The 6,374-nt window shown below is 73.3% G+C and carries 8 protein-coding genes; 3 read left to right on the top strand and 5 right to left on the bottom strand.

Annotated features, from left to right (window positions below; translation table 11 throughout):
* The 3 genes from ABZZ38_RS17960 to trxA all read left to right on the top strand — a co-directional run.
* Positions 1-595 (top strand): alkaline phosphatase D family protein (locus ABZZ38_RS17960; protein ID WP_356740655.1); only part of this gene is annotated, 595 nt, incomplete at its 5' end.
* A gap of 102 nt (positions 596-697) precedes the next feature.
* The gene (locus tag ABZZ38_RS17955) at positions 698-1,150 is read left to right on the top strand and encodes a hypothetical protein (protein WP_356740653.1); all 453 of its coding nucleotides are present in this window, start codon (positions 698-700) and stop codon (positions 1,148-1,150) included.
* Between the two features lie 96 nt (positions 1,151-1,246).
* Positions 1,247-1,636, top strand: a complete 390-nt coding sequence (gene trxA / locus ABZZ38_RS17950) for a thioredoxin (RefSeq protein ID WP_356740651.1) — start codon at positions 1,247-1,249, stop codon at positions 1,634-1,636.
* A gap of 116 nt (positions 1,637-1,752) precedes the next feature.
* Here the strand turns inward: trxA and ABZZ38_RS17945 are convergent, their stop codons facing one another.
* From ABZZ38_RS17945 to ABZZ38_RS17925, 5 genes are all read right to left on the bottom strand, one after another.
* Entirely contained in the window at positions 1,753-2,937 is a 1,185-nt protein-coding gene (locus tag ABZZ38_RS17945) for a thiolase family protein (protein ID WP_356740649.1), read from the bottom strand.
* Between the two features lie 123 nt (positions 2,938-3,060).
* A complete protein-coding gene (locus ABZZ38_RS17940) occupies positions 3,061-3,330 on the bottom strand; it encodes a hypothetical protein (RefSeq protein WP_356740647.1) in 270 nt (89 codons plus the stop codon).
* A gap of 100 nt (positions 3,331-3,430) precedes the next feature.
* Positions 3,431-4,399, bottom strand: coding sequence for a LacI family DNA-binding transcriptional regulator (locus ABZZ38_RS17935; protein WP_356740657.1), 969 nt, complete (start codon positions 4,397-4,399; stop codon positions 3,431-3,433).
* 35 nt (positions 4,400-4,434) lie between these two features.
* A complete protein-coding gene (locus ABZZ38_RS17930) occupies positions 4,435-5,235 on the bottom strand; it encodes a VOC family protein (RefSeq protein ID WP_356740645.1) in 801 nt (266 codons plus the stop codon).
* Between the two features lie 142 nt (positions 5,236-5,377).
* Entirely contained in the window at positions 5,378-6,244 is an 867-nt protein-coding gene (locus ABZZ38_RS17925; RefSeq protein ID WP_356740643.1) for a TIGR02452 family protein, read from the bottom strand.
* Between the last annotated feature and the right edge of the window lie 130 nt (positions 6,245-6,374).

Raw genomic sequence — 6,374 nt, 5'->3', positions numbered from 1 at the left:
CTGGCAGACCCCCGGCCCCGAATCCGAGGACCCCGCCCGCACCATGACCGGCGCCGAACAGGAACGGTGGCTCATCGACGGCTGGAAGAACTCCAACGCCGTATGGAACGTCGTACCCCAACAGGTCACCTTCGCCCAGCGGCGCAACGTCCCCACCCCCGACTACAAACTCTCCATGGACGCCTGGGACGGCTACCCCGCCTCCCGCCAACGCGTCCTCGACGGCGCACAGGCAGCGGGCGTGCGGAACCTGATGCTGCTGTCCGGTGACTCGCACGTGGCGTACGCCTTCGACCTGAAGGCCGACTTCGACAATCCGGCGTCCCGCACGGTCGGTACGGAGTTCTCCACGACGTCCCTCACCAGCGGTCGGGACGGCATCGACCGGCCCGCCAACTGGGAGAGTCTGACGCAGGCCAACCCCCATATGAAGTTCTACAACGGGCGCCGCGGCTACACCGTCGTCAGGCTCGGGACGACGCAGGCCCACGCCGCCTTCAAGACCGTCTCCGGCGTCACCACGCCCGGTGGAACGCTCGCGACCGCCGCGTCCTTCGTCACGTCGGCGAGCTCGCCGGGACTGCAGCCCGCCTGACCGGGGCGGCGGGCCCCGTCCGGCCGCGGCATCGACGGGCGGGCATCACCCGTTCGGCCTCACCCGCGAGCACGCCGCCCCGGCCGGGCTTTGCATGGGGACATGGGACACCGCAACCGTCACTCCCCCGCTGTGCGTGCGGCGGCCGTTTCCCTGCTCACGGCAGGTGTCCTCGTCCTGTCCGGTTGCGCCGGCGACCGGGTGCCGCCCGACCTGGAGGCGCGCGTCGCCGCCGACACGCTGTGCGAGGACCTCGGCGGCCTGCGGATGGACGCCGGGGAGCTGTCCGACCTCAGTCCGGCGACGGCCGGCATCGACGACATCAGGGACTTGCGCGAAGACGTCTCCCACGCCCTCGACGTCGTGACGCGGAGCGCTGAGCGGGTGCGGAAGGCGAAGGCCGGGGCGATCTCGGACGCGTACGACGACCTCTCCCGGGCCATCGACGGCCTCCCCCGCGACACCACGGGGGCGTCGGCCACCGAGCGGCTCCGGCCGCAGCTGGAAGCGCTGGACCAGGCCATCGCCGCTTCCCAGGCGGCCGTGAAGTGCTGACGTGTGCTCCCTGGCCACATGGGCAGTCGGAATAGGGCGGGCCCCGGGCACGGTTGTCCTGGGCCCATACCGACGGACCGGGAAGAGGTAGGCAGCATGAGCACTCTGGAGCTCACCAAGGACAATTTCGATCAGGTGGTCAGTGACAACGACTTCGTCCTGATCGACTTCTGGGCCGAGTGGTGCGGGCCGTGCCGCCAGTTCGCCCCGGTGTACGAGCAGGCGTCCGAGCGCCACCCGGATCTGGTGTTCGCCAAGGTCGACACGGAGGCGCAGCCGGAGCTGGCCGCGGCCTTCCAGATCCAGTCGATCCCGACCCTGATGGTCGTGCGCGACAACGTCGCCATCTTCGCCCAGCCCGGGGCGCTGCCCGAGGCCGCCCTGGAGGACGTGATCGGGCAGGCCCGCCGGCTGGACATGGATGAGGTGCGTCAGTCCATCAAGGAGGCCGAGGCTAAGGGCGGCGGGCCGCAGGCACAGGCCTGACCCGCGGCCCGGCAGCGGTCAGCCGAGCCGGTGCCGGGTTGCGCGGCGGCCGGGCGGTGATCCGTTCGCGGGTGCCGGGTCGGGCGGCGAGCGGCCGTCCGGCTGCGCGGTGAGGCTCAGCGTTCCAGCACCAGTGCCAGCCCCTGGCCCACCCCGATGCACAGCGCCGCGAGGCCGGTCCCGGAGCCCGCGGCGGCCAGTTGGTGGGCGACCGCCCCCGCCAGCCGGGCGCCGGAGGCGCCGAGCGGGTGGCCGATGGCGATGGCCCCGCCGCGCGGGTTGACCACGGCCGGGTCGAGCTCCGGCCACTCGGCGAGGCACCCGAGCGACTGCGCGGCGAACGCCTCGTTGAGCTCGAAGGTGGTCAGGTCGGCGAAGGTGCGGCCGGCCTTGGTGAGTGCCCGCTGGACCGCCTCGACCGGGCCCAGGCCGAAGAGCTGCGGCTCGATGCCGGTGACGGCGGAGGTGCGGATACGGGCCAGCGGCTCCCGGCCGCAGGCGCGCAGGCCCTCCTCGTCGACGAGGAGCAGGGCGGCGGCGCCGTCGTTGAGGGGCGAGGCGTTGCCGGCCGTGACCGTCCCGTCCGGGCGGAACGACGGCTTGAGCTTGGCCAGGGCCTCCATCGACGTGCTGTCGCGGACGCACTCGTCGCGGGTGAGCTCGACCCCGTCGTACGGCACGACCTCACCGTCGTAGAGGCCCCTCGCCCAGGCGTCGGCGGCCTGGCGGTGGCTGGCGAGGGCGAAGGCGTCCTGCTGTTCGCGGGTGAGGGCGTGCTTGTCGGCGACCTGTTCGGCGCCCTCGCCGAGCGAGACGGTCCACTCGGCGGGCATCTTCGGGTTGGTCATGCGCCAGCCGAGGGTGGTGGAGTGGAGCTGCTGGTGCCCGGCGGGGAAGGCGCGTTCCGGCTTCTGCAGTACCCAAGGCGCGCGGGACATCGACTCGACGCCGCCCGCCAGCACGACGGAGGCGTCGCCGAGCGCGATGGCGCGGGCGGCCTGGATGACGGCTTCGAGGCCGGAACCGCACAGACGGTTGAGGGTGACCCCGGGGACGGACACGGGGAGTCCGGCCAGGAGCACGGCCATGCGGGCGACGTCTCGGTTGTCCTCGCCGGCGCCGTTGGCGTCGCCGAAGTAGACGTCGTCGACGCGGGCCGGGTCCAGGTCCGGGGTGCGGTCCACGAGCGCCTTGACGACGTGTGCGGCGAGGTCGTCCGGTCGTACGGAGGCGAGGGCGCCCCCGAACTTGCCGATCGGCGTGCGGACGGCGTCGACGATGTAGACGTCGCGGATGCTCATCGGGTACTCCCACGTCACCTCGGTTGTTCGCCAGGTGAAGTTATCTTCGCCCTGACCTCAGCAGCCGAGTGTCCTTCCGGACCCCTCCCCTGTCAATGTCCTCCCGGACCGCGGGGAGAGGCCTCACAGGTCGGTACGGTCCGAGACGCGCGCCGACAGCCCGTAGTCCAGCTCGGCACCGTCCACCAGGAGCGCCTCGACGGTGCGGGTCTCGGGGTCGATCTCGGCCTCCATGCCGTCGCCGACGTAGCGGGGGTAGCCGGACACGCCGGTACGGCCGGTGGCGCGCACCACGCCCGAGCGGATGGCGGCCTCCGCGAGGTGGGCCGAGTCACGCCCCTCGACGTGTTCGGGTACGACCAGGATCTCGAAGCGCTGGGGAACGGTGCTCATGCAGGTGACGCTAGAGACGTTCGGCCGGGCGCGCACCTCAGCGGCGCTCGGCGGGCCATCCGGGCTTGCCCTCTGTCCGTCCGGGCGGGAGCGGGGCCGCTCAGGTGGACTCGCGTGCGACGACCCGCACGGCCATGAGGTCGTGCCGCTCCGGGGCCCCGTCGGGGTCGCGGACGACCCGGTCGACCAGTTCCGCCAGCCGCTGCCCGGTCTCCATCGCGATGCGGACCGTGGACAGCCGGGGCCGGAGCAGCCCGCCCAGGAGCAGGTCGTCGGCGCCCATGACGGCCGTGTCTCCGGGGATGCCGACGCCCGCGTCCTGGAGGGCGCGCATCAGGAGCATGGCGTACTCGTCGTTGTACGCGAAGACGGCGTCCAGGCCCAGGGCGGGCCAGCGGGACGCGAGGGCGGCGGCCGACTCCTCGGTGTACGCGAGGGCCAACGGCTCGATCACTGCGTCCGTCCCTGCGGCGGCGGTGCGCGCGCCTTCGAGCCGCGGGCCGGAGAACATCTCCAGGCCCGGCTCCTCGGGCACCACCACGCCGATGCGCCGGTGGCCGCGCTCCAGCAGGTGGGCGCACGCGCTCGCGCCCACGTCCCGCTGGTCCATGGCGAGCGTGTGGGCGCCCTCGACGGGTCGTGGACCGAGCGTGATGACGGCCCGCGCGCCGGAGCGCTTGAGGACGTCGACCCCGTGCGGGGTCAGCGCCACCTCGCCGAACGACACCACCGCGACCGGGCGCAGTTCCGCCCAGGCGCGGGCCGCCTCGTCGCCGTCGAGGCCGGTGCTGCCGTACTGGACGACGGTGTAGTCCAGTCGGCGCAGGGACCACTGGAATTCGTCGAGGAAGCGGCTGTAGAGGGGGCCGACCGGGACGTGCGCGGTGGGCAGGAGCACGATCCGGGTGTGGCCGGCGCGCAGGCTGCGGGCGGCGGCGTGCGGTACGTACCCGAGCTCCTCGGCGGCCTGCCGTACGCGTCGCCGGGTGGGTTCGCTGATCCGTACCGCCGTTGGCACGTACGAGACGGTGGCCCACCGGGGCGACTTGGACGACTTGGACGGCTTCATGACGGCGCCGGAGGGCTGGATCCGACGCCGGCCGTTCACGTCGTGGAGGGATCGCCCTTGATCAGGGCGAACAGGGCGCCGGCCGGGTCCTTCAGCAGGGCGATCCGGCCGACGCCGGGCACGCCGGTCGGCGGCATGACCGGCGTCGCGCCCAGGCCGGTCGCGCCGCCGAAGACGGCGTCGCAGTCGAGCACGCCGAAGTACGGGTGCCACTCGGACGTCGCCCCGGCGAGTACGTTCTCCTTCGACAGGCGGATGATGCCGCCCTGCCCCGGGTCCGCCTCCGCGCCACGGTCGGGGGCGGAGACGACGCTGTAGACCGCGTCGCCGCTCATGTCCATGTCCTGGTACTCCCAGGAGAAGACCGCGCGGTAGAAGTCCTTCGCGGCGGCGGCGTCGGTGGTGGCCAGCTCGGTCCAGCACAGGGCGTTCGGCTCCATGACCAGATCAAGCCCCGTGATGTCCCCCGGCTGCCACACGGCGAAGTCGGCGCCCGTCGGGTCGGTGAAGGCGGCCGACCGGCCGGCCGTGAAGACGTCCATCGGCTCGGCGCGCACGGAGCCGCCCGCCTGCCGCACCGCGTCCAGCGTGGCGTCCGCGTCCGTCGTCATGAAGTACGTCGTCCAGGCGGACGGGGTGCCCTCCTGCATCAGCGGGCCGACGGCGCCCACCGTCCGGCCGTCGAGCTGGAGGAAGCCGTATCCCCCGGCGTCCTGGCCGGCGGACTGGAAGGTCCAGCCGAACACCGCGGAGTAGAAGGCGACGGCGGCGTCGACGTCCGGAGCCCCCAGGTCGATCCAGTTCGGGGCGCCGGGGACGTACTCGGTCGTCAGCATGGCGGGTTCTCCGATCGCGCGGGGCATGACGCCATCCGGCCGCCCGGGGGCCGGATCTCGGCGCCTGCACCAGCATGGCAGGGGGCACTGGCAGCCGCCTGCCGGACGGCTCCGGCGGGGAGGGGGCCGACCCCGCCCGTGGTCAATACGCCTGGGCGCTGTCCGCGAAGGCGTCCCGGAAGGCCCCGAGCGTCGTCGCCCCCGCCGTGCGGTCCAGTACCGCGAAGACGATCTCGTCGAAGTGGCCCGCGAACCGGCCCCGGCCCGTCAGCAGCGACCGGAACGCCCCCGCCACCCGCGCCGGGTCGTTGCGGAACACCCCGCACCCCCACGCCCCCAGCACCAGACGCCGGTAGCCGCCCGCCACGGCCGTCTCCAGCACGCGCTCGGCGCGCGAGGTGAGCGCCGCCGGTATCCGGTGGGCCTCCTCGGGCATGCGGCTGCGGATGACGCCCGCGTTCGGCGCGGGCGAGGTGAGGAAGCCGACCGTGTACGGAGAGTCCAGGAGCCGCCCCCGGTCGTCGCGGAAGACGGGCACGCCCGGTGAGTGGATGACGCGATCGGTGTAGAAGGGGCTGCGCTCGGTGCGGTGGTGGTCGTAGAACTCGGGGGCGCGCAGGAGGGTGGCGTAGAGCGCGGAGGCGCGGCACACCGCCTCTTCCTGCGCCTGCGCGCCGTTGAGGTAGCCGCCGCCGGGGTTGCGGGCGGACGCGAAGTTGAGGACGGCGACCGGGCGGTCGGGGGCGGCGCCGGTGAGGCGGCGCGCGGCCTCCAGGCTGGACTCGCCGGTGACCTCGATACGGGTGGTCCGGTCGGTGTCGGGGGTGACCGGGAGGGGTTCGGGGCCGAACATCCGGGTGCCGGCCAGGGCGGCGGCCACGGCGGGGCCGATGGTGACCTCGCGGCCTCCCCCATGGCCTTCGGCGCGGGAGCCCCCAGGGGCGTCGTACCGGCCTGCCGCGACAATCTCCTCAGTCCTTCGCGCGGTCTCCCGCAAACGTGCACTCATACCCGGCATGGTCGATGATCAATCGAGCGCGCGGCAACCCGTTTTCCCTCCCCGGTCCCCACGTCCGGCGGGTCCGGAGCCGTCCTGCGGGGCGCTCTTGTGCGAACGGACAGCGGTGGCTTTAGGTGGT

It is taken from the genome of Streptomyces sp. NPDC006368 (assembly GCF_040612535.1).
Taxonomy (GTDB): domain Bacteria; phylum Actinomycetota; class Actinomycetes; order Streptomycetales; family Streptomycetaceae; genus Streptomyces.
The sequence above is the reverse complement of the archived record's forward strand: the minus strand, read 5'-3'. Positions and strand labels throughout refer to the sequence as shown.

Bases quoted from the DNA above. Each gene is read 5' to 3' on its own strand.
- ABZZ38_RS17955 (WP_356740653.1), top strand. From the start codon at position 698: ATGGGACACCGCAACCGTCACTCCCCCGCTGTGCGTGCGGCGGCCGTT.
- trxA (WP_356740651.1), top strand. From the start codon at position 1,247: ATGAGCACTCTGGAGCTCACCAAGGACAATTTCGATCAGGTGGTCAGT.
- ABZZ38_RS17945 (WP_356740649.1), bottom strand. From the start codon at position 2,937: ATGAGCATCCGCGACGTCTACATCGTCGACGCCGTCCGCACGCCGATC.
- ABZZ38_RS17940 (WP_356740647.1), bottom strand. From the start codon at position 3,330: ATGAGCACCGTTCCCCAGCGCTTCGAGATCCTGGTCGTACCCGAACAC.
- ABZZ38_RS17935 (WP_356740657.1), bottom strand. From the start codon at position 4,399: ATGAAGCCGTCCAAGTCGTCCAAGTCGCCCCGGTGGGCCACCGTCTCG.
- ABZZ38_RS17930 (WP_356740645.1), bottom strand. From the start codon at position 5,235: ATGCTGACGACCGAGTACGTCCCCGGCGCCCCGAACTGGATCGACCTG.
- ABZZ38_RS17925 (WP_356740643.1), bottom strand. From the start codon at position 6,244: ATGAGTGCACGTTTGCGGGAGACCGCGCGAAGGACTGAGGAGATTGTC.